This window comes from Clostridium sp. C1 (assembly GCF_018223625.1).
In the GTDB taxonomy this organism is placed as follows: domain Bacteria; phylum Bacillota_I; class Bacilli_A; order Erysipelotrichales; family Coprobacillaceae; genus Allocoprobacillus.
Genome location: NZ_CP073631.1, coordinates 289,855 through 310,213, shown reverse-complemented (window position 1 = coordinate 310,213; position 20,359 = coordinate 289,855). Strand labels below are relative to the sequence as shown.

The window sequence follows — 20,359 nt, the reverse complement described above, 5'->3', positions numbered from 1 at the left end:
CGAGGAGTATCATTAATTCTGTGAAAATTCAGCTAAAACAAGATCAGGATTTTTATCAGTTGCCCAACGAACACCCCATTCATTAGAAAACAATAAAAGATATTGTCCTTTTAAATCTTGTACTTTTTTTGTATCTGAAGAAAGATTTAACTTTTTAAAATCAACATCTTTATTTTTAATCCAGCGAATATATTGATAAGGCAGTGGTGTACTAATAATATCCACATTATATTCATTCTTTAAACGATATGATAAAACTTCAAATTGTAAAACACCAACAACGCCTACAATGATTTCTTCCATACCGCCACCTAGTTCAGTAAAAATCTGAATGGCTCCTTCTTGAGCAATCTGTTCAACACCCTTAACAAACTGTTTACGTTTCATCGTATCTTTATTACGAATCATTGAAAAATGTTCTGGGGCAAATGTCGGTATACCTTCATAGGCAAATTTATTTTTTGCTGGACATAAAGTATCACCAATTGAAAAGATACCCGGATCAAAAACACCAATAATATCACCCGAATAAGCTTCTTCTACTTCTTCTCGGTTTTCTGCCATTAATTGCTTAGATTGATTCAGTTTGATTTTTTTATTCCCTTGATAATGGAAAACTTCCATACCTTTTGTAAACTTTCCTGAACAAATACGCATAAAAGCCATACGGTCACGATGTGCCTTATTCATATTCGCTTGAATCTTAAAAACAAAGGCACTAAAATCTTCTGAAAACGGATCAATTTCGCCAATATTACTCATACGAGGTAATGGTGATGTTGTCATTTCTAAAAAGTGTTTTAAGAAAGGTTCTACTCCAAAATTTGTTAAGGCCGAACCAAAACATACAGGTGATAATTCACCATGTCGCACACGTTCAAGATCAAATTGAGCACCTGCACCATCCAACAATTCAATATCATCTTGTAATTGTTGATATAATGTTTCTCCTAGCTGTTCTTTTAAAGATTCATCTTGAACATCACATATTTCAACATCAACTTCTTTTTTACCACCTTGTACAGGAATAAAACGAATGACTTCATTGTTTTGGCGTTCATAGACACCTTTAAATTCCTTACCACAACCAATTGGCCAGTTAATGGCACATGTTTCCACACCTAATTCTCTTTCAATTTCTTCCATTAACTCATAGGGGTCTTTCGCTTCTCGATCCATTTTATTAATAAATGTAAAAATAGGAATATGTCGCATGGCACAAACCTTAAATAATTTACGTGTCTGATCTTCGACCCCTTTAGAACCATCTATGACCATGACTGCACTATCTGCTGCCATTAACGTACGATAAGTATCTTCAGAGAAATCCTGATGTCCCGGTGTATCCAAGATATTAATACAGAACCCATCATAATTAAATTGTAAAACAGAGGATGTAACAGAAATCCCTCTTTGTTTTTCAATTTCCATCCAGTCACTCACCGCATGTTTAGATTGTTTTTTCCCTTTGACCATTCCGGCTTCTTGAATCGCACCACCATAAAGAAGGAATTTTTCTGTTAAAGTTGTTTTTCCCGCATCTGGATGCGATATAATCGCAAAAGTTCTACGCTTTTGTACTTCTTCTTTCAATTCTGACATGACAATCCTCCTCACATCTCCAAGAAAACATATTAAAGAAATTCTGGATATTTGTCAATTTTAAAATGCAAAGTTCCCATTTTTAAAAACAGTCAATGTTGATCCATCTTCTAATGTCGCTTCAATAGATAAATCTTTTGTCCCAATCATAAAATCAACATGAGTCAATGAATCATTAATACCACGTTGATATAGTTCTTCTTTATTCATGGTTAAACCATTATGAATACATTCACCAAATCCTTTACCAATAGCCAAATGACAAGAAGCATTTTCATCAAATAATGTATTATAGAAAATCAGATTTAATTGACGAATAGGAGAATCATAAGGTACTAAAGCCACTTCACCTAAATAATGACTTCCTTCATCTGTTTCAATAATGCTTTTTAAAACATCTTCTCCTACTTTAGCATGATAATCTACAATACGTCCATTTTCAAAAGTCAAAGAAAATTCATCAACAATATGTCCTTGATAGTGTAAAGGTAATGAACTATAAACGACACCATTGACATTATGAAAATCTGGTGACGTAAAAATTTCTTCAGTAGGGATATTAGGGAAAGAATAAATACCATCTGTGGTATAGCTTCCTCCTCCAGCAAAAACATAATCCGGATTCATTCCTATTGTTAAATCTGTTCCTAAGCTATTAAAATAATGTAAAGATTTGATTTTCTTTTCATTTAAGATTTGAACACGTCTTTCAAATGAACGACGATGTTCTTCCCATGCTTCAATAGGATTTTCCTGATCACAGCGTGTGACTTTAAAAATAGCCTTCCATAAAGCCTCAACAGCCTCACTATCACTCATTTCTGGAAAGACCTTATTCGCCCATCCAACACTTGGTGCACCTACAATACACCAGCGATTAATCCCTAAATCCAATGCATCATAAAAAGGCTGACAAGCCTGTCTGACAGCTTTACTCCAAGTTTGTATTTTTAAAGGGTCAATATTCTTTAAATTTTCTGGATCTTCAGATTCAATTGAAATCAACGCCACATGTCTTGCAGCATATCCATTTCTCAACTCTTTAATATATGATGGAACTGCTTCAAAATGTTTTTGATCACAGTTTTCATATCTTAAACGTGTCACCACTTCATCACGATAGTTCACAATGACATCTTTAGCTCCCACTTCATACGCCTGTTTTGTTAATAAACGGACTAAGGGATAACTATCGATAGAAGCTTCAATTAACAGTTCCTGTCCTTTTTGTAAATTGACACCCTGCTTAATAATTAATTCAGCATATTTTTCTAACATCTTAACCACCTCTAATCAAATGATACCCTATTTTACTCTATTGTCAACAAGAACTTGTACCACAATCAAGTCTATGTTATAATAAAAAAGCAAAGGAACATAGCACGTATTTTTAAAAGTATTAGTTATTCTTCACAGCAAAGATTTATTAGTCGTTTAAAAATGAAGTACTGGTTTTTTGCGAAATCTTTTAAGGAGGTACTTCATACATGAGTACAGGTAAAGTGAAATGGTTTAAATCTGATAAGGGTTATGGTTTTATTACAATGGAAGGGCATGACAAAGATATCTTTGTTCATTTCTCATCTATTAACGCTGAAGGATTTAAAACTTTACAGGAAGGTCAAACTGTTGAATTTGATATTGTTGAAGGAGATAGAGGACCTCAAGCTACTAATGTAACAGTTATTAGTGATTAAACCATATAAAAAGCACATCTGAGGGTGTGCTTTTTATATTTCATGAGATATTTTAATCGTTTCAATTTTAAAGAGAAAATAATAATACTTAAAACAATATAAACTGACAATAAAGATTTTTAAAAATAAATTTTCTGTTAAAAACAAAGGAAATGCTAACATCAGACTGGCAAAACTTAAAATACAGATTTTTGTTTTTAAAGTCATTGCACGTCTTTTGACAAATGAATCAAGATGCTTTTGATATAACTTTGATGATACAAACCAATGATACATACGATGAGAACTACGAGCAAAACAGAATCCTGCTAACAATAAAAAGGGAGTCGTAGGTAAAATAGGTAAGAGAATACCTACACACCCTAAGCCTAAACTGATGATACCAATAAGTAAATATATATAACGCATATGTTTCCTCCTAAATTTTCAAAGCATGACGTAAAGCCAATAGAGGATGATAAAAAATCATTCTCGGTCCACTATAACGCATAACTTTTTTGATTTGCTTTTGCATATTCTTTTCATAACAATGAATATGACATTGACTACAAAATGTTTTGTCTTTCATCATGGGACATTTTTCAATACGCTTCAAAGCATAATTGACTAAAGTCTTTTCATCTATATCATCATGATGTAAACAATATAAATGAATCATCAAAGCCACAACTTTCATTTCTCTTTGTCGTTTCTTTTCAATATTCATTAGCTGACCCTGCCCTGATCCATTTTGATTGTTTGATTAACAATTTTCATTGTCGATTCACGATGAGAAACAAGAATAATGGTTCTCTCTTTTTCATTTTGTAATGCTTTTAAAATAATCCCTTCATTTAAAACATCTAAATTACTTGTTGGTTCATCCAATAAAATACATTCTGCCTGGCTAAGAAATGCTCTTGCAAGTGAAATTCTTTGTCTTTCTCCTCCTGATAATGATGACCCCAGTTCACTGACAGGTGTCTGATAACCCTCAGGTAAGGACATAATCCAATCATGCAGACTGGCTTTTTGACAGGCTGCTTGAATCTCATCACTTGTGGCATCCAATTTTGCGATTTTAATATTATTTTCAATCGAATCATGGAATAACACAGTTTCCTGTGTCACATAAGCAAACATATGACGCATATTAGATGTATTGATATTTGTTAAAGGTGTTTGACCTATTTGGATCACACCACGAAGAGGATCATAGAAACGCATAAGTAACTTTAATAAAGTCGATTTTCCACTACCACTCTTTCCAATAATACCTGTCACTTTTCCTTTATCAAAATGAAGATGAAGATTCTGTAAAATAGGATCATCTTGTTGATAAGCAAACGTCACATCATCAACGTGGATATCATCAAATGATATATGGGGTTGTCCCGTCACTTCACAGATAGCTTCCTTTTCTTCTAAAATGGCCATGACACGACGACCACTGCTTAATGTAGAAAGTAAATTATTTGCCAGATTAGACAAAGCCATCACTGGTCCAAAACTTGAAAGCATCAGTACTACTGCCGTTATGACATGATAAACATTGACTTGATTTTGTAAATAGAAAATATACATCACGATAAACATAACGAAAGCAAAGATAGATATCAGCAATTGTGAACATACAACTTGTGTAGCTTCAATATTTTTCATCTGTCCTTGCATATCTTCAATACAATCACTACGCTCATTCATCTGTTCAAGACGTTTGTTTCCAGCATGATATTGCAAAAGTGTTGATAAACCACGATAGCTTTCTAATAGGAAACTGCTCATATTACCAATTGCATCACGATTCTTTTGCCCTATCTCCTGCCCTTTGTGATTGACATAAAAGGGAATCACAATAGCCATCATCAAATAAGCAATCAAAGCAATTATCATAGCGAATATATGTATATGAGCAAAAAATTTCAATAAAATCAAGGATGTGAAAAAAGCAATCAAAACTGGTGAAATCGTATGAGCATAGAAAACTTCAAGTAACTCAATATCATTGGTAATAATAGAAATTAAGTTGCCTTTGTCTTTACCATCCAATTTGGCTGGTGCCAGACGTCTTAATGCCGTGTATACATGATCACGTATAATCGCTAGAAGTTTAAACGCAATATAGTGATTTAATGCCTGTTCACCATAATGAAGTACACCTCTTAGTATTGCCAAACATAGCAAAATACCTAAAACCCATGAAAGAGGAAAGTGTGCATACATCCCTGTTGTCTGTAAAATAGCCATCACCGCTATAACGGGAATACCAATCGCACAAAGAAAACCTAAAACACCTAACAAAACAGCTCCTAACATTGGAAGTGTTAATGGTTTGACAAGTTTTAACATTTTCCATATCATTTGTACATTATTCATGGCTATACACCTCCAATTCCTGTTGATTTTGATACATATGATGATAAATGCCTTCTTGATGCATAAGTTCTTGATGCGTTCCCTGTTCTACCAAAGCCCCTTGTTGCATCACATAAATCTCATTACAATGAACCACACTTTGTAAACGATGGGTAATGAAAATAACCGTTTTTGTTTGTGTTAATGTCTCAATGACATTTAAAATATGATTTTCACTCTCTACATCAATATTACTTGTGGCCTCATCAAAAATATAGACATCTACGTCTTTAAGTAATGCTCTGGCAAGATTCAATCGTTGTTTTTGTCCACCAGATAAATTACTTCCATTTTCTAATAATGGCGTATCCAATCCCATTTGTTCATGGAAAAAGCCATCTAAACGCACTTGCTTTAATACATCCCATAACTGTTCATCACAATATTGTGAAAACATATTTAGATTTTCTCTAACCGTTCCTTTCAATATCATAGGATCATGTGTCACATACATCACATGTTCCATAAAACTCTCATCACGAATGTCACTACGTTGATGATCACCCATATAAAGATATCCTTCTAAACAACGGTGATAGCCCATCATTAACTTGGCTATTGTACTTTTTCCTGAACCACTTTCTCCAACAATACCAATAAATTGATGTGACTGAATATGTAAAGATACATCCTTTAAAATAGGTCTTTTGTCATCATATTGAAAAGAAACATGTTCAAGTCTGATATCAAATGGAGCATCTAAATCATATTGACCATCTGATGATACAGGCAAATCTAAGATTTTAAAGATTTTATCACTCGCAGCAATACCATTCATCGCAATATGGAAGAAAGAGCCTAACTGTCTTAATGGAATAAAGAACTCAAAAGACATCAAAACAATAAACAATGCACCAAACAATGATAAAGTCTGATTTTGAAAATGTGTAATCGCAAAAAAACATCCTAACCCTGCCCCTCCATAGGCAACAATATCCATAATACTGATACTATTTAATTGCATAATCAAGACACGCATTGTAATACGTCTAAAATTCTCTGCTTCCTGATTCATCTGTTGTTGTTTATAGGCATCACTTTGATAAATCTTTAATGTTGTGAGTGCTTGAAGATTTTCTAAAAAACTATCTCCTAGTGTTGTATAGCTGTTCCAATATTTAGAAAGCAGTTTTTTGGCAAACTTCTGTACGAAAATAATCGAAACAGGAATCAATGGAACACAGACAAATAAAACCAAAGCACTTTTCCAGTCTAAGAAAGCTGTCAAAACAAATAATGTGACTGGTGCTAAAACACTATAAAATAATTGTGGTAAATATAATGAAAAATAAGTTTCTAACTGATTAATACCTTCTACTGATAATTGAACCAATTCACTTGTTCTAACATGATCTTGATAATGACTTCCTAAACTTAAAACTTTTTCAAAAAGACGCTGTCTTAAAGTCTTTTTCACAAGACTTGCTCCTTTAAAAGAATAATAAGTTGCCTTTTTTAAAACATAAGCTCGTATCATCAAAGATACAATCATAACAAGTAAAATCAAAACAACTTTTTCTATGGAAAGTTGTTGATCAAACAACTGTATAAACAAAACACATATCAATAACGTCAACACAATATTCATCAATAAAGCTATCCATTGACAAAATACCTGTTTCCATATATATGATTTTGCATTTGGCATTTCTTTTAATAATCTCTTGTCAAACATGAATACTCTCCTTTTCTGTTAGTCTTATCTAACCGAAGTATCCAAATGTTAGCATAGAGTAACTTATAAGTCAAATAATATTTTCATAAAAAAACACCTATAAAGGTGTCGTTAATGCATTCTTTTCATAACATAAATTCCCATTCCTAAAAAAAGAAGAATAAATATAAAAAGATAAATGATATGAAATAATGGGGTCAATCTCACTTGACCAAAAGAATAAACAATTCCAAAACTTTCTTTAAAATGTTCTAAAAATGAGTGTGGTATATTTTGAAAAGTTTCTAATAAAGATGTTTCCATCATAATTTGCCTTAATAATACAGCTCCATGTGATGTAGGAAAAAGCTTAATCACCCATTGTAAACTTACAGGTAATGAGCCTATAGGAATATAGATTCCTGTCATAAAACCAATCAATGTACCTACAAGAGTCATGGCAGTAGAAAATGCATGATGACTTTTAAAGAAAGATGTGATGCAAAACATCATACTTCCATTCATAATAACAATAATAATAAAAGCAAGAAGTATTTTGATGAATGTTGAAAAATGAAACCATGTTCCTCCATTTAACAAAATATAGATTTGTGCAAATAGAAAAGTCAGCAGCGATAACAAATAACCCACTAAAAGTCCAGCAATATAATAACTCAACATGATTTTATTTCTATGTATGGGTGAAGCTAAGAAATCTTTTTCAATTGTTTTGATACGATCATCTACCATAATACTAAAGGTCGCAATCGTAGTAGAAACAGAAGATGTAGCTAAAATACCTGCCATCACCCATTGATTCATTAATTGTGATGCATCTTGAATTTGTGGAATAGAAGATGTATATGTATGACCTAAAAAGACAATATATAAAACAATGATAATAAATGATGAAAGAAAGGAAAAGAAAACAGCTATACGATCTCTAAAGAAAAGTTTGATGACTCTTGTCGTTAATATGAACATGCTTCTCATCCCTTTCCTGTAACAGCAATAAAAACATCTTCCATTGTTCCTTTTATAACTTCAAAATCAATCTTTTTGTTTTGACATTGTTGTAAAATTTGATAGGCTTCCATTGTATGGTGAAGATGTATGACAACATAATCATCATAAATATCCATCTCATAAGACCATGTTTTTATATCATCCTTTAAAAAATGATCTTGAGTATAAATAATAAATCTTTCATACGTATAACGATTTTTTAATTGGAGTGGTGTTCCTTTTGCAACAATTTTTCCTTCATCCATAATCACAACATAATCGGCATGATTTGTTTCTTCCATATAATGGGTTGTCAAAAAGATGGTCATATGATTTTGCTTTTGTAATTGCATGATGATTTCCCAGACATTTTTTCTATTTTGAGGATCCAAGCCCGTTGTCGGTTCATCTAAAAATAAGATTTGGGGCTGATGGATAACAGCTCTGGCAATATCACAGCATCTTTTTTGACCACCCGACAATGTTCCATATAAACGATTTGCATATTTTTCAATATTCAAATCTTTCATCACGTTTTGTACAGCTTGATGCATTTCTTGATAAGACGAATAATACAAAGACGCTCTTGTAATAAGATTTTCTTTGACCGTTAATAAATCATCTAATACATGATTTTGAAACACAATTCCTATGGCTTGTTTTATTTTTATATCATCTTTATTCAATTGATAATTTTTAATAATGACATGACCATCGTCTGGTTTCAATAATGTACATAATATATGAATTGTTGTGCTTTTTCCAGCACCATTACTTCCTAAAAAAGCAAATAACTCCCCTTCATTGACATAAAAGCTCACATCATTGACAGCTCGAACTTGATCATACCCTTTCTTTAAATGACTGACTTCAATAATTTTCATGATTTTCATCCTCAATCTTTTGATTAATCTTTCTAGCAATATATTGCTCATGATAATATATCAGTATATAAGTGATAAAAAATACAATAGCACATATAAATGCGACTTCAATTAAATACACCCATTTCCATTCAAACCAATGAAAAATGCCTCCCCCTATTCCATATACAACAAGAAAAATTTCTATTAAAAGGGTAAAACATTCTTGCCAGAAAGAAGAAAATTCAAAACAAGAAGTGAGAGTGATAAGAAATGCGATAAACGTTGTCACTATAAAAAAAGACATATAAACTTGATGACTTCCCGACATGACGAGAGATGGAAAAGAAGATAAGATAAACATTATAAATGATAAAATTGTATAAGAAATACAATCACATAATAGAAAAAAAATTATTTTTTGTTTCATATTTTCCTCCTATAATCCAAATTTCTTTTTAAATGCTGATAAATAATGACGATTGATAATTAAATGTTCTTGATTGATTAGAGTTGCTTCCATTTTTCCACCCAATAATGATTTGACAGATTTTAAATAATGAATATTCATAATTGTATTTTTACTGATTCTTATAAAAGAAGTCTTTTTTAACAGATTTTCTAATTCATATAATTTATTTTTAGAAAGATAAACATGATCTTTCGTATAAAGAAATGTCTTATCATCTACAGATTCTATATAATAAATATCTTTGAGTAAAAGATGATAAATTTGTTGCTTATCATAAGCTAATATTGTTTGTGAAAATGATTGTAAATATTTACAGATTTCTTTGGTTTCCTGATCTAAGGGTTTATGACAATAAACATGAATCTCTGTTTCCTGTTTTTCATGGCTTTGATGAAATACAATCTTCATATTGTCCCTCCTCATAATGATTATCCCAAACCAAATCTATTTAATCAAGTCAATATCGTTAAGATGCTTATTTTACCCGTTAACATGCAAAAAAAGGTTATCTATCACTGATAACCTTACATTTCAAATATCATAACTTATCCATTGATTATTTATTTTTATCTTTCCTAAATATTGTAATTTTTGCATATCAATCTGTAAGACATTTAGAAAATGACTTTGAACAACTGTTGAATCTATATAAATAAAATCACCAAAACAACATATGTAATGAAAATCAGGTTGTTGCACTAGCTGATGTGTACCTATATGTCCAGCAATAACCTTTTTATAAAATTTCCCTTTTGATGGGGTTGATTGCATGAGATAATGATTGACATCTGACACTTTTTGCCAAATTTGAGGCTGTTCTGGTATAATTTTAAGACCTGCATGTACAAAGATTTGATGCTTGGTTTCATAATAATATGGCAACTGTTCTAACCATTGAACAAGTCTTTCATGCTTTTGTACAATGTATTTTTGACATTGTTTATACATTTCCTGCAGTAAAGAATAACGGTCATGATAAAGCAGAGAAGCTTTTTGATAGATACAATCAAATTGTTCTTCACTCATAAAACTTTCTAACGTATGAAAAGAAATATCAATGGAAATGATTAAATCCGTTGGTCTATCGTTTAAATAAGATGATAACCATTCTTCATGATTTCCTCTTAAAACAATAAGCTGTTGAGGATAGGTTAGCTGGAGATTGTATATGTATTGTAAAGTCAAATAAGCATTTCCATATTGATCACCATCAACATAATCACCTAACAATATGAGTTGATCTCCTTGATCAAAGTCAACATGTGTATGAACAATTTCCTGTAATAAATCATATCTTCCATGAATATCTGAAACAGCATAAATATATGCCATAGATTCATCTCCTTATCTTAACAAAAAAGCACTTAGAGTGCTTATTCTTCAGTATATTTTGTATTAAAAATATCTTCCTGATCAAAATCTTCCTTCATTTCTTTTAATTCAGGCAATTCATCTAAGGAAGTCAATGAAAATGCATCCATAAATTCATCAGTCACACCATATAAAATAGGTTTTCCTGGTGTATCTTCTCTCCCAACTTCTTTAATCAAAGCCTTAGCTGCTAGTTTTCTAATCATTGCATCACAACCCACACCACGTATTTCTTCAATTCTGACACGTGTTATCGGTTGATTATAGGCAATGATAGCTAATGTTTCTAAGGCTGCATTAGACAATGTATTTTCACTTTGTTCTATCATTCTTTGATAATATTCATGATGTTTGGCAAGTGTTGTCATTTTATAAACACCACCAAAATTCACTATTTCAAATCCTTTAATAGTTCTCTCATTTTCTATTTGAATTAATTCATCCATATATTGTGTTGCTTCTTTTTTATTAAGTTTTAAAACAGAAGTTATTTGTTTAATGGTAATACCTTCATCTCCTGATAAAAACAACATACCTTCTATGACACTTAATATTTCATTTTTGTCCATCAAGTTCTCTCCTTTAAATATATATCTTCAAAGTTACCTTCCTGTTCAATAATCAGTTCATTTTTATTGACTAAAACAAGAATGGATAAAAACGTAATCACAAAGAAGATTTTTGTAGGTTCTTCAAACAAATCTTCTAATTTTACTCTTTGATTTTTATGTATACGAAAATATTGTCTAATTTGATCACTGCGTTCATCAATAGATATTTCAACACGTGCAATTTTCGATTCTAAAGGAGCATGTAATGCTTTTCTTTGAAACATTTTTTGCATTGCTCTTATTAAATCATAAACTTCTAAATGATCTGGAATCATATCAGTTGTATCAATAACATATTCATCCATAAAAGCAGGTGCTTTGGTATGAATATATTGTCTTTGTTCATATTTTTCTTTAAATTCATCTAAGACATCTTTATATTTTTTATATTCAATTAATCGTTTGATTAATTGTTCTCTTGGATCTTCCTGATAGTCATCTTCTAATTCAATCTTTTGGGCTGGTAAAAGCATTTTACTTTTCATCTCAATTAGCTGTGCTGCCATAACTAAATATTCTGACATTGTTTCTAATTGCTTGGCATCCATTTGATCAATATAAGCAAGATATTGATCAGTAATAACTGAAACCTCCAAAGTTTCTAAATCCATTTCTTTTTCTTTAATTAGATGCAACAATAAATCTAATGGACCTTGAAAATCATCAAGAATAACTTCATATGCCATGCTTTCACCTCCACTAACTTATGTATTATAACATAAAATATGTAAGAATACTTTACTATTTTTTTAAATCTATGTCTACCAGAAATTATTTCAAATGAAAAATGACCCTATACTTACATATAGGGTCAGTAAAAATCAATATTGATTTGTAAGAATTTGAATAATGTCATCCTCTTTTTCTATATCAAAGATATGTAATGTTAAAGAATTGAGTTGTTTCTTGTTGCTTCGTTTAATTGCTTTAATAGTATCTTTCGATAAATTTCCAAACTTTTGTGTAAGTAGTTTAATAAGTGTCGTCATGATTCCTTCATTACGTCCAATTCTTTTTCCTTCATTTCTTCCTTTTTTTCTAATTCCTAATACATAGTCACTCATATTCGTTGCCCCTTTCTTTTTTTCAATCAACTGATAAATACGTTCATCATGAATCAGTGTTCCTAATAGACATGCCAGTTCATAGCTGACTATAAACTTTTCTGGTACCTTCTTCTTTGCATAAAGAATCTTCAGCCCAATAATCAAATCTCGATTGTCCTTGTTTTGAAATCTTGTTTCATCCAGCTTTACCATTTCTACCAGTGGATGAAATTCAACATTCATGTAACATCTTAGGTGTCTGATGTCTCGATTCATCATCTGCTTATAGCTTCTGGCGTAGTTCCATTTCCTTTCGCCATAATAGATAGCCAAAGTCATGACACCATTGATTCTTTCATGAATGTTCTTTTCATAGATATGATACTGTCTAAGATAGCTGAGATAATCATATTCCATGATTCTTTGAAACATCCTTTTATCTGCATAGGACTGATGTTCCAGTCCTATGATGCATTGCTGTCCATTCATGGTAACAAGAAGCAGATGATCTCTTGTACGCTTGATTGTTTGACCACTGGACAGGAAAATCCCACTGCTGTTGGAATCAAGGATGATGATATCCTGAGTGTCAAGCATCGTTTGTCCATCAAAGAGAACAACATTCAAAAAATCAGCCAGACGTTCATGATTGAGAAAATAGTTGTAAATGCGTATGTCAAAAAGATTCTTGAAATCCATCATAAAATAACCCTCCTATTATATATATACGCACAATGGAGTCAACTTAGTATATTAGACTAGGTGACTCTTTTTTTATTTCTGTAATTCTTGTGGTATGACTATATGTACTCTTTATTATTATGCAAAAAAAGCGCATAAAGCCCCTGTTGATTTTTTTTCGTTTTTTAAAATTTTATCCCATTAAATTTATGATACAATATAATTGTATTCTTAACTACGGGGATATTGTCATGAGCGCTGATTTGTATCGTCTGACTTTTGGATTGTTTCTTCCATCAAGTCTGAAGCGATAGCTTGGTGGTGAAATCATGACTCGTCCCCATCGTTGGTAGTGCCTGTTTGGGCGAACAGGCACTTTTATTTTGTCTAGCATCTTCTCTATCTGTTCTATCTTCTTTTTTAGCTGTCTTTTTTTACCATTGATCATTGAAAGCAGAATGTTGACATCATGTATGATTTCATGTAGCTGTGCTATGTTGACAACATACTGTCTATTTGACTCTTTCATTTCAAGTGAACGGTTCAACTCTTTTCTCATGATTCCTGCAATATTATGAAACAGTACCTTTGCATATATATCATTTCGTGCAACATCACCATCACTGCTTATATGCCTTTCTATCTCCTGGCCTGTTTTGAGTGTCTTGTATGAAACTTCGATATCCCATCTATATGTATATAGCTCAATGATTTCCTGAGCAGAGAATTCCTCTCCTAGGTTGGTAAAGAAAATAAGCTCTTTCTGACACGCCTCTCCATGATTGTTGATATATTCAATTCTTCTTTTAATGATCCTGATTTTCATGACTGGATTATTTTCTCTCAATTCCATGGCTTCAGGTGAAAATCGGAATCTCCTTCTCCATTTTTCATCAATTTCCACCTCAATCCATTCATCATCAGATTTCATGAGCGCAACCTGCTTCTTATAGAAATTGCTTTTTCCTCTGATGATATAATGATAATCAATACACTCAAGGTGGGATATGATTTCGGCTGATCCATAATATCTGTCAGCAAGATAAATGACATCCTTTCCCTTGAATATACTTTGACTTCGATAGAGATGAGAAAACGCAAGAGGCAATTCTGAATATGGTGCAGGCCTGAGTGAAAAATCTATAAACAGACCATTAAGGACATCATAGAGTCCTCCGGCCTTGACTGGACTTTTTGACATCGAACATGTCAATGATATGTTGATTCTCCACAAAATGAAAATCATAGATATTATAGACATTGTATGGGATTTCCATATAGGTCCCATCTTCTGCAATCAGGAAATATCCTCTATATTTTTTAGGGAGCGACGATGTATAATAGATGGCTGAAAATCGATTGATGAGATATGAAAAACATTTGGATTCAGCTTTCTAATGGCCTTGTTGAGAGCCTGCTTGCTTATTCTCTTCTCAAATCGATCTATGGAAGAATAAAAATGAGAGAGTTCAGCATTGGTTGTGGTTCTGTTTCTGAAGATGAAGTAATAGATGAGCGAATAGAAATTCATATTTCTATTTCTGGTAAAGTCCTGTGTTCTCTTGCGACAGAGTCTGTTTGTGATATCAGAATGAATGATAGCATTAAACTCACTGAAGATAGCAGCCAGCTGAGAAGACTTAACTACATTATTCATCATCATAGACAAGACGAGGCTTTTTCTTGGCGAAAGCAGCCTTCAGAAAAGGAACGGATTCCTTATCAACCTGCCCAAAGTTGATAAGGACACGATGTTTAGGAACGCCAGAAGAATCACGATAGGATTCAACGAGTGCGCAAAAACAGGTGTTTTTCTTACCCTTATTATTTTTGATAACTCTAACGAACATAGAAGCACCTTCTTTCTTAACTACATTATACAATAAAAGTAAAGGAAATAAGATAATAAATAGATAATTATACTTAACTACAAGTAAAAAAGACACTCTTTTATTTCCAAAAAAATAAAAAAGAGCCAACTTACTAAGTTGACTCCATTGCCCTCCTATTATATATATACGCATTTTTTTGACAGATTTCTTTTTTTATCTTTATAGACATTATATCATATAAATTGCTTAAAGCATATATAATATCACAAAAATAATGAATTCATTTTATAATCTGAAGTTTTTATATCTTCTATGATAAAAAACTCTCAGCCAAATGAATCATCCATGTTTAAAAATATAAGAGTCAATGGGAGTTAAATTTCCCTATAAAATAAAAAAAGCCCTTGAAATAAGGGGCAGTTTTTATAACACTTTTTGTCCGTTGTAAGTTCCGCAATGTTTGCATACTCTATGAGATAATTTATATTCTCCACATTCTGGGCAAACTACGACACTTGGTACTGTTAACTTGTCATGTGTTCTTCTTTTGTTTCTTCTTGTTTTTGAAACTCGTCTTTGTGGTACTGCCATAGGTACACCTCCTTATTCCTTATCCTTAAAATAATCTTTAAGTTTCGCTAAGCGAGGATCAATATAATCCTCATCTTCACGTTCATCTTCCTCACTTAATACTTTCCAACCTTGACCATGCGTTTTTAAAGAAGCACCTTCTTTAACCACTCTCATTGGAACTTCCATCATAATCTCCTGAAAAATAACAGGAGTTAAATCAACAATATTTTTCTTAACTTCTATCACTTCTTCATCTTCAGAAGGTTTATAAAAAGCAAAAATAACACTTGATTCAATATGGAAAGGATAATTTACATCTTCCAATGATATTGCACATGGTAGAATCATTTCTCCATCTATTTGGAAATCAACGTATAATTGATGATTTTTTGTATCTAAACGTCCCTGTCCTACAACATGAACATCCTTTAAACCATTAATCTGGGATAAATTATGGAACATCTCAGATGGAAAACTTAATGTTTCATCAAAATCAAAACATCCATTTTTTTGCTTAACAATCCATTGTAAATTCCATTTCAAAAAAATCACCCTTTACATCGCATAGCCAATTATATATAAAACTCAGAAATATGTCAATCTAAATTTCAATATTTCACTGAATATTTCCTCTCTTTTCAAGTAAAACTATGTTTATTTGACAAACTATGTTAAACTATCCAATGGAGGTAAACATTATGAAAATACTTGGATTAATTGTCGAATATAACCCTTTCCATAATGGACATATATATCATATTCAAAAGGCTCAATCACTTGACCAATTTGATTATACAATTGCGGTGATGTCCTCATCATTTGTCCAAAGAGGTGAACCAGCAATTATTGATAAATGGAAACGCAGTCAGATAGCCATTGAATACGGTGTGGATTTGGTCATTGAATTACCTTTTGTTTATGCCTGTCAAAGTGCTGATTATTTTGCAAAGGGAGCTATTGAATTACTTGCTAAAATAGGTGTGACTGATATTTGTTTTGGCAGTGAAAATGGAGATATTTCAACTTTTATTAATATTGCCCAGACACTTTTTGAAAATCAAGAAAGCTATGACAGCTATGTACAACAAGCTATGAAAAAAGGACTCCGTTATGCTGATGCCTGTAATCAGGCATTACAGAATATTATGCATCAAGAAATTAAAACACCTAATGATTTACTTGGCTTAAGTTACGTCAAGGAAATCATTGCTCATCACTATCCTATAACACCTCACTGTTTTTTACGAACAAATACCTATCATGGTTTAGATTTAAAACATATTGCCAGCGCTTCAGCGATTAGACACGCTATAAAAAATCATCTTGATTTTTCACATACGTTACCTCACTTTGAACTTTATCAAAATGATTTATATTTTATGGAAGATTTTTTCCCTTATTTACGTTATCAGATTTTAACCACTCCCCCCTATGAATTAAAACAATATCACATGGTTGATGAGGGATTGGAACACTTGCTTTATAAATCCATCCATCATTGTCAATCGATGAATGAACTGATAGATTCTTTATCCTCTAAACGATATACACGTCCTCGTATTTCTCGTATGTTCATACATATTCTCATGAAAAATACAAAAGAAGATATTCAAGAAGCTATGCATCTTGATTATTTACGTATTCTGGCAATGAATGAAAGAGGAAGAAAATATTTGTCTTTGATTAAAAAAACATGCCCTTATACACTTGTCACTAACTTTTCAAAACATAGACATCCTGCTTTGGATATGGAACTCAAAGCGACTCGTCTTCTTTCTCTTTTATCTTCATCACCTCAAGACTTCATTCAAAAAGAATTTTCACATATCCCATTGATTCAAACATTTGATTTATGATATAACATAGAACAGTGGGGTGAAAATATGAATGACTTAGATATTTTACAACAAATCAATAAGATCGGACAATTACTTTTAAAACATGGTGCTGAAATCTATCGTGTTGAAGAATCATTAAAAAGAATGTGTGAAGGATTTGGTTTTACTGATATTGAAGTTTTTGCCATTCCCACTTATTTTACACTTTCTTTGACACTTCATGACGGAACACCCTATCAATCTTCAAAACGTTCTCGAAGCAATCGTACACATTTGGATCATCTTTATGAACTCAATTGTCTTGTACGTCAAATCAGTAATCAGGAATTATCTCTAGAAGAAATCAAAAATAAAATTCAAAATATCGAAACACAAAGGCTTAATTATCATCTCATTTTAATGGGGTATATTGTTTCTGCTGCCATGTTCTGTGTTTTTTTTGGTGGTCACGTTTCTGAAATGATTGTTTCTGCTTTTATTGGTTTTATTTTATATTATTTTATTTATCTTTTAGAAAAATTAGATGTCAATGGTATTGTACGTACCATTCTATCAAGTATGGTTTTAGCAAGTATTGCGATTATTGCTCAAAAAATGAATATCATTACCAATCAACAGTCAGTGATCACAGGAACTTTAATGATTCTTGTTCCCGGTATTGCTATTACAAACAGTTTAAGAGATATTATTGGAGGAGATTTTGTTTCTGGACTCTCTCGTATGATTGAAGCGATTTTGATTGCTGCCAGTATTGCAATTGGTGTAGGGATTATGATGATGGTTTTACAAGGAGTTTAAGATGGAAAGTTTGATACAATGTTTAGCTGCTTTTATTGGTTGTTTTGGTTTTACATTTATATTTAGAATACAAAAGAATATTCGTTTTTCAATCATTGGTTCTCTGATAGGAACACTAGGATGGTTTGTCTATCTAATCACCGCTTCATTAAATAATATCTTTTTACAAAGTTTTATTGCAATGCTTTTTGTTTCCTTATTGGCTGAATGTTTTGCCCGTTTTTATAAAGCTCCAGCAACTATCTTTATTATTATCGGGTGTTTCCCATTAGTTCCTGGAAGTGGTATTTATTATACAATGTTATATGCTGTTCAAGGTATGAATGACTTATTTATGGAAAGTTTTTTATCAACACTGGGTACAAGTCTTTCGCTTGCTTTAGCCATTTTAATTTCATCGACAGCTTTTCAAATTTATAAACGTATAAAAACAAATCAATACATTGATATGGGCTAAAAAACGAGAAGTCGATATAACTTCTCGTTTTTATTCTTCAATCATAATAGCCTGTGACCCCATATCTTTATAGGCAATTTCAAATGCTTCTTTATCCCAAATAGTTATCCCTTGCAATGGGTTATTTAAAATGACATGTTCGTCATCAAAGCCTATCAAAACCAGACAATGTTCACTCACTGGAAAAGTCACTTTTTCATCAGTATACTGACCATCTAATGTTTTGATATACCATTCCTGTTTTCCTGATTGTTCATAAGTCTGTAAAGAAGCAGTTGCCCATATTTGAATTGGATGCCCCATTTCTACATATGTCAATAAATCATCTAAAGAAGAACCCGTTAAATTCTTAACTTGATGTTTACCTTTTTGTTCATTTATGATGGTTTCTAAAACATCAACCATTGGTTCTACATAGATACCATAACCACGTGATGACATACTTCCTGTAAAAGCAACATGTGGATCAGCACCATATAAACGTCCATCTTTATATTCAAGAGGAATGATAGGAACTTTTTTAATCACTTCTGGCAAAGTGATATCATATCCGTAATATTGAAGTAACATTGTCGATGAAGCAGATTCACAACCGTTATGATAATCCGGTAATTGTAAAACCATTGGAACATTATTTATACGATAAGATGTTTCCCTCTCTTTAACAACGACTTCTCGTTTGACTTTTGCTTGATTCCCTGCCTGATCTTGAACTGTATAAGTCAAATAATAAGTTCCTGCTTTTTGAACATTGACTTCTCCCGATACTTGAATATCTTTTGTACAGTCACCATCTATATTGTCCTTTGCCTGAACATTTTCTAAAACATCAAATTCTTCATGCAAATAAGCTATCTGTGGTTTCATTGTTATTTGTGGTGCCGTCTGATCAGTGACTTCAACATCAAATGTCTTTTCAGCAATATTTTGTGAAAAATCTATTGCTTTCACATTTAAAGTATATGTTCCCAATTTTGATACATCCACATCTCCATCTATTTGAACATCACAATCATCTTGTGAATTATCACTCACATCAATGATATCTTCAACTTGAAAATCTTGACTTCCATAAGCCACTGTTTCTTGACATTGAATGATTGGTGCTATTTCATCTACAACTTGAATATCTATGGGATATGTTTGATCATCATATGTAATAGTTCCTTGATATTCACCTATATCTGGATATTGCTGATGTTCATCGAGATATACAATGTCATTTAACGTGAGCTGACAATCATCAATGATATTATCCCTTTCAGAAGGTAAATACCATGTTAAATTTAAATAATCTTCTACATCATGACTGAGTTCTTCCCCAACTTCTAAAACCATATGTCCACCATCAATCAACTTTAATTCCATTCTCCATACAACAATATAAATTGCTATAAAGAGAATCACCATTCCTAATATGATGATTCCCATATGTTTTTGAGATACGCTTTTTGGATGTTTCATA

At 31.9% G+C, this 20,359-nt stretch carries 23 protein-coding genes; 5 read left to right on the top strand and 18 right to left on the bottom strand.

Annotated features, from left to right (window positions below):
* Positions 1-12: 12 nt before the first annotated feature.
* Positions 13-1,602, bottom strand: a complete 1,590-nt coding sequence (locus KEC48_RS01530; protein WP_087358454.1) for a peptide chain release factor 3 — start codon at positions 1,600-1,602, stop codon at positions 13-15.
* Positions 1,603-1,662: 60 nt separating this feature from the next.
* Entirely contained in the window at positions 1,663-2,880 is a 1,218-nt protein-coding gene (locus KEC48_RS01525) for an aminopeptidase (protein WP_211963956.1), read from the bottom strand.
* Positions 2,881-3,089: 209 nt separating this feature from the next.
* Here KEC48_RS01525 and KEC48_RS01520 point away from each other — a divergent pair, with 209 nt between their 5' ends.
* Complete coding sequence (locus KEC48_RS01520) at positions 3,090-3,299, top strand: cold shock domain-containing protein (RefSeq protein WP_211963955.1); 210 nt, start codon at positions 3,090-3,092, stop codon at positions 3,297-3,299.
* A gap of 33 nt (positions 3,300-3,332) precedes the next feature.
* On the opposite strand, the gene KEC48_RS01515 is transcribed toward KEC48_RS01520, so the two are convergent.
* The 13 genes from KEC48_RS01515 to KEC48_RS01455 all read right to left on the bottom strand — a co-directional run bounded on the left by KEC48_RS01515 (position 3,333) and on the right by KEC48_RS01455 (position 14,597).
* Entirely contained in the window at positions 3,333-3,707 is a 375-nt protein-coding gene (locus tag KEC48_RS01515) for a YbaN family protein (RefSeq protein WP_211963953.1), read from the bottom strand.
* A 10-nt stretch (positions 3,708-3,717) separates the two neighbouring features.
* The gene (locus KEC48_RS01510) at positions 3,718-4,005 is read right to left on the bottom strand and encodes a nitrous oxide-stimulated promoter family protein (RefSeq protein ID WP_087243191.1); all 288 of its coding nucleotides are present in this window, start codon (positions 4,003-4,005) and stop codon (positions 3,718-3,720) included.
* On the bottom strand, positions 4,005-5,654 hold the full coding sequence (locus tag KEC48_RS01505; RefSeq protein ID WP_211963951.1) for an ABC transporter ATP-binding protein: 1,650 nt from the start codon (positions 5,652-5,654) through the stop codon (positions 4,005-4,007). Before KEC48_RS01505 ends, KEC48_RS01510 begins: the two co-directional genes overlap by 1 nt.
* Complete coding sequence (locus tag KEC48_RS01500) at positions 5,647-7,368, bottom strand: ABC transporter ATP-binding protein/permease (protein ID WP_211963950.1); 1,722 nt, start codon at positions 7,366-7,368, stop codon at positions 5,647-5,649. The genes KEC48_RS01505 and KEC48_RS01500 overlap by 8 nt, the downstream gene beginning before the upstream one ends.
* Before the next feature lie 111 nt (positions 7,369-7,479).
* Positions 7,480-8,331, bottom strand: a complete 852-nt coding sequence (locus KEC48_RS01495) for an ABC transporter permease (protein ID WP_211963948.1) — start codon at positions 8,329-8,331, stop codon at positions 7,480-7,482.
* Between the two features lie 5 nt (positions 8,332-8,336).
* Positions 8,337-9,236 (bottom strand): ABC transporter ATP-binding protein, encoded by a 900-nt coding sequence (locus KEC48_RS01490; RefSeq protein WP_211963945.1) that lies wholly within the window; start codon positions 9,234-9,236, stop codon positions 8,337-8,339.
* Positions 9,223-9,645 (bottom strand): DUF3021 family protein, encoded by a 423-nt coding sequence (locus KEC48_RS01485; protein ID WP_211963944.1) that lies wholly within the window; start codon positions 9,643-9,645, stop codon positions 9,223-9,225. Before KEC48_RS01485 ends, KEC48_RS01490 begins: the two co-directional genes overlap by 14 nt.
* A 9-nt stretch (positions 9,646-9,654) precedes the next feature.
* Positions 9,655-10,095 carry a LytTR family DNA-binding domain-containing protein gene (locus KEC48_RS01480; RefSeq protein ID WP_211963942.1) on the bottom strand — a complete coding sequence of 147 codons (441 nt, stop codon included), beginning with the start codon at positions 10,093-10,095 and terminating at the stop codon, positions 9,655-9,657.
* Between the two features lie 123 nt (positions 10,096-10,218).
* Positions 10,219-11,019 carry a metallophosphoesterase gene (locus KEC48_RS01475; RefSeq protein WP_211963935.1) on the bottom strand — a complete coding sequence of 267 codons (801 nt, stop codon included), beginning with the start codon at positions 11,017-11,019 and terminating at the stop codon, positions 10,219-10,221.
* Between the two features lie 41 nt (positions 11,020-11,060).
* On the bottom strand, positions 11,061-11,627 hold the full coding sequence (scpB, locus tag KEC48_RS01470) for an SMC-Scp complex subunit ScpB (protein ID WP_087358444.1): 567 nt from the start codon (positions 11,625-11,627) through the stop codon (positions 11,061-11,063).
* Entirely contained in the window at positions 11,627-12,355 is a 729-nt protein-coding gene (locus tag KEC48_RS01465) for a segregation/condensation protein A (protein ID WP_087358442.1), read from the bottom strand. Before KEC48_RS01465 ends, scpB begins: the two co-directional genes overlap by 1 nt.
* Before the next feature lie 135 nt (positions 12,356-12,490).
* Positions 12,491-13,417 carry an Rpn family recombination-promoting nuclease/putative transposase gene (locus tag KEC48_RS01460; protein ID WP_211963933.1) on the bottom strand — a complete coding sequence of 309 codons (927 nt, stop codon included), beginning with the start codon at positions 13,415-13,417 and terminating at the stop codon, positions 12,491-12,493.
* 214 nt (positions 13,418-13,631) lie between these two features.
* Complete coding sequence (locus KEC48_RS01455; protein ID WP_211963931.1) at positions 13,632-14,597, bottom strand: transposase; 966 nt, start codon at positions 14,595-14,597, stop codon at positions 13,632-13,634.
* 258 nt (positions 14,598-14,855) lie between these two features.
* Between KEC48_RS01455 and KEC48_RS01450 the strand changes: the two genes are divergently transcribed.
* Positions 14,856-15,137 carry a hypothetical protein gene (locus KEC48_RS01450; RefSeq protein WP_211963929.1) on the top strand — a complete coding sequence of 94 codons (282 nt, stop codon included), beginning with the start codon at positions 14,856-14,858 and terminating at the stop codon, positions 15,135-15,137.
* Positions 15,138-15,651: 514 nt separating this feature from the next.
* On the opposite strand, the gene rpmF is transcribed toward KEC48_RS01450, so the two are convergent.
* Both rpmF and KEC48_RS01440 read right to left on the bottom strand, forming a co-directional pair.
* Positions 15,652-15,819 (bottom strand): 50S ribosomal protein L32, encoded by a 168-nt coding sequence (gene rpmF / locus KEC48_RS01445; protein ID WP_087243058.1) that lies wholly within the window; start codon positions 15,817-15,819, stop codon positions 15,652-15,654.
* A 12-nt stretch (positions 15,820-15,831) separates the two neighbouring features.
* Entirely contained in the window at positions 15,832-16,344 is a 513-nt protein-coding gene (locus KEC48_RS01440; RefSeq protein WP_205090373.1) for a YceD family protein, read from the bottom strand.
* 155 nt (positions 16,345-16,499) lie between these two features.
* Between KEC48_RS01440 and KEC48_RS01435 the strand changes: the two genes are divergently transcribed.
* The 3 genes from KEC48_RS01435 to KEC48_RS01425 are packed head-to-tail and all read left to right on the top strand — an operon-like array spanning position 16,500 to position 18,894.
* A complete protein-coding gene (locus KEC48_RS01435) occupies positions 16,500-17,657 on the top strand; it encodes a nucleotidyltransferase (protein ID WP_211963927.1) in 1,158 nt (385 codons plus the stop codon).
* 27 nt (positions 17,658-17,684) lie between these two features.
* Positions 17,685-18,437: a threonine/serine exporter family protein gene (locus KEC48_RS01430; protein WP_211963926.1), complete on the top strand. Its 753-nt coding sequence runs from the start codon at positions 17,685-17,687 to the stop codon at positions 18,435-18,437.
* Position 18,438: 1 nt separating this feature from the next.
* A complete protein-coding gene (locus tag KEC48_RS01425) occupies positions 18,439-18,894 on the top strand; it encodes a threonine/serine exporter family protein (RefSeq protein WP_211963925.1) in 456 nt (151 codons plus the stop codon).
* Between the two features lie 30 nt (positions 18,895-18,924).
* Here the strand turns inward: KEC48_RS01425 and KEC48_RS01420 are convergent, their stop codons facing one another.
* Entirely contained in the window at positions 18,925-20,358 is a 1,434-nt protein-coding gene (locus tag KEC48_RS01420; RefSeq protein WP_211963924.1) for a C39 family peptidase, read from the bottom strand.
* Position 20,359: the final 1 nt, after the last annotated feature.